Raw genomic sequence first — 2,969 nt, forward strand, 5'->3', positions numbered from 1 at the left:
ATTATTGTCAATTTTGGATTTTTCAGAAGATGTTAGTCTCAAACCCTTTATTAACAGTAGTTTCAGAAATTAATTTCCCAGGCTGATACAAAACTTTACAAAAATTTTAGCCATAAATTTGCTTAAAAATGATCTAATTTGAGCGATCGCAAAAATTCCTTATTGACAAATTGACAAAAAAGTGATTTGTAAATTGTCAATATTATTAGTTTTAGTGATATTAAATCAACATGAATTACCTTAACTATGAAGCAATCACAACCCTTGCGATTGCGTCCCTTCGCTCGCAATGACTGTAAATATTTTTGTCCAATTACTTACCCCACCCTAACCCTCCCCGATGCTTTGGGGAGGGAACTAATTTTCCGGTTTCCCCCCAAAGCATCGGGGGGATTAAGGGGGGTAATTTAACTTGTGTGTACACGATAGCCTCTTGTAAGGGGGGTAACAATAAAAATCTGCTTCCCTCCCCTTGACAAGGGGAGGGTTAGGGAGGGGTAAAACATTTGATACAACAATCTTCAATGTTGTTAAACTTAACTAATTCATAATTATTTAATTTCCTTTTTTTCCTTACCAGATAATATATCGTGCATCTTAACGACTGCACCAATTACAGCTATTGCTGGGGCAAGAAATCCTTTTGTTTCCACTTGTTGGACAATTGTTCCTAACTCACCAATTAATTCTTCCTGTTCTAGCCGAGTTCCCCAGCGAATTAAGGCAATGGGTGTATCTAAACTCAATCCAGCTAGGGTAAATTGTTCAATAATGTAGGGTAAATTATGAATACCCATATAAATTACTATAGTTTCCGAACCGTGAGCGATCGCTTGCCAATTTACCTGGGGTTTATACTTACCAGCGGATTCATGTCCAGTTACAAAGGTGACAGAAGAACTATAAAGACGATGGGTTAAAGGAATACCTGCATAGGCGGCAGCGGCGATTCCTGATGTAATTCCGGGGACAACTTCTACCTGGATACCTGCGGCTATTAATTCCGCCATTTCTTCCCCACCACGACCAAAGATAAAAGGATCACCACCTTTGAGGCGGACAACTATGGCATGATTTTCTGCTTTTTCAATGAGTAATTGGGTGGTGACTTCCTGTAACAGTGAATGTCTACCCATACGTTTACCCGCGTTGATTTGTTCCGCTTGGGGGTTAATCATTTCCAGCACTTCTGGACTCACCAAAGCATCATAAATAACCACATCTGCACAAGCTAATAAACCTTTTCCTTTGAGAGTCATGAGTCCAGGATCTCCAGGACCTGCACCGACTAAATAAACTTTACCCAACAACTTTTTCCTCTTCTGTGATGAAATTCTCAATTAAATCAGCAAATTCTCGACTTGTTCCTAATGGTTGTGCGAGTTGAAAACTGACTGATGGAAATTGTAATTTTAGCGTTTCTACTGCCAGGGCGATCGCATCAGTTATCCCACCTGTAAATAAAAAATAGGGGAAAATCGCAATTCGTCCATAACCAGCAGCGATTAATTCTTGTACTCTGACTTCTAAACTGGGAGGGACAGACCAATAGGCTGTAACTGCGCCGACGGTAGCTGCTATACTTTCGACAGAGGTATGAGAACCAGCCCGTCGGCTACCATGAGCTAAAATAATGGATACATCTGCTTTAATCGTAGTCATTATCCCCGCAAAAAACTTTTCTAAACCAGGATAACTACCAATATAAGGACGCAATTCTATTATCATGCCTTCAATGATAGCCTGTTCTGCTAGGGCGATTTCTGCGGGAATATCAGTCATCACATGAAATCCCGGTAACAAAAATAGGGGAATAATTTGCAGCTTTTTACAGCCAAAAGCCTGAACAAGATTAGCAAAATCTTGAATTTGCAGATGTAAAGGTTGGATATTTGCCTCTAGGGTAGCAACTTCTACGAAATTTTCCCCTGGGGGTAATATCTCTCTTAACAGCCTAGCTAATTGCTGCATAGCCATATCTGGACGAAGATCACGACTCCCATGAGACACTAAAAGATAAGCGGTAATGTTGTTAAGTTGCATATTAGGTAAATCAAACAAAAGCCGCAGCGGGGACTGTAAAGATTAAATCACAATTCGCCCTATGCTCTGACTTTGTTCAAAATTCATTCTTGTTATAGGAAGGATAAAAATCATGAATAAACTTCTTTTATATTTTGCATTAACAACAGGTACAGCGTTAACTCTCGGACTCACAGGAATCATTCCCTCTCAGGTGGCAAATTTAATGCCAATTGGCAGCAATCCTGCTTTAGCGCAAACAAATATTGATTTGAATGTTTTTAGAAGCAATGCTTTGTCTAAACATAACGTTTATCGAGCTATCCATCGTAGTCCCAGTATGACAATTAGTAATTCTGCTAATAACACTGCTCAAACCTGGGCGCAATACTTAGCAGCCAATGGATTGCTTCAACACAGTGCAGCTAATCAGCGCAATAATGCTGGAGAAAACTTATATGTTTACTACACTACAGCCCCTTCGATAAGTTCAGACAGCCTGGCTAACACAGCAGTTCAGTCATGGTACGATGAAGTCAAAGCTTATAACTATAATAGTCCAGGTTTCTCTTCTGCTACCGGGCATTTTACCCAGGTTGTGTGGAAAAGTAGCACCCAGTTAGGTTGTGGTGCGGCAAGAGGCACTAAAACTATGAATGGGACTAAATTCAACGCTTTCTATGTGGTCTGTCATTATATACCCGCTGGTAACGTGCAAGGTCAGTTTCCCGCCAACGTTCTAAAACCGTAGAGAAAAAGTCATCTAAACCTCCAGGAGACCCCCACCAAAACTGTACTCAGTTTGGTGATGGAAGGAATAGAGGGTTAATTGTGAAACGTCCCTTGAGTAATTTTGTGCGCCAGCACAAACAATGAAAGGGACAGTTGAGCAATTAACAAATCTTTGATTTTCCATATTCGTAACCGTCCTTTTTGTGAATTGATTT

Annotated in this window: 3 protein-coding genes; 1 reads left to right on the forward strand and 2 read right to left on the reverse strand. The window is 40.1% G+C overall.

Annotation, left to right across the window (positions count from 1 at the left end):
- Window positions 1-551: 551 nt before the first annotated feature.
- Window positions 552-1,307 carry a uroporphyrinogen-III C-methyltransferase gene (gene cobA / locus IQ228_RS24115; RefSeq protein ID WP_193964702.1) on the reverse strand — a complete coding sequence of 252 codons (756 nt, stop codon included), beginning with the start codon at window positions 1,305-1,307 and terminating at the stop codon, window positions 552-554.
- Window positions 1,300-2,043, reverse strand: coding sequence for a sirohydrochlorin chelatase (locus IQ228_RS24120; protein ID WP_193964704.1), 744 nt, complete (start codon window positions 2,041-2,043; stop codon window positions 1,300-1,302). The genes cobA and IQ228_RS24120 overlap by 8 nt, the downstream gene beginning before the upstream one ends.
- Before the next feature lie 112 nt (window positions 2,044-2,155).
- Between IQ228_RS24120 and IQ228_RS24125 the strand changes: the two genes are divergently transcribed.
- Window positions 2,156-2,773: a CAP family protein gene (locus IQ228_RS24125; RefSeq protein WP_193964706.1), complete on the forward strand. Its 618-nt coding sequence runs from the start codon at window positions 2,156-2,158 to the stop codon at window positions 2,771-2,773.
- The last annotated feature ends 196 nt before the right edge of the window (window positions 2,774-2,969 follow it).

The organism is Dolichospermum sp. LEGE 00246, from assembly GCF_015207865.1.
GTDB lineage: Bacteria > Cyanobacteriota > Cyanobacteriia > Cyanobacteriales > Nostocaceae > Dolichospermum > Dolichospermum heterosporum.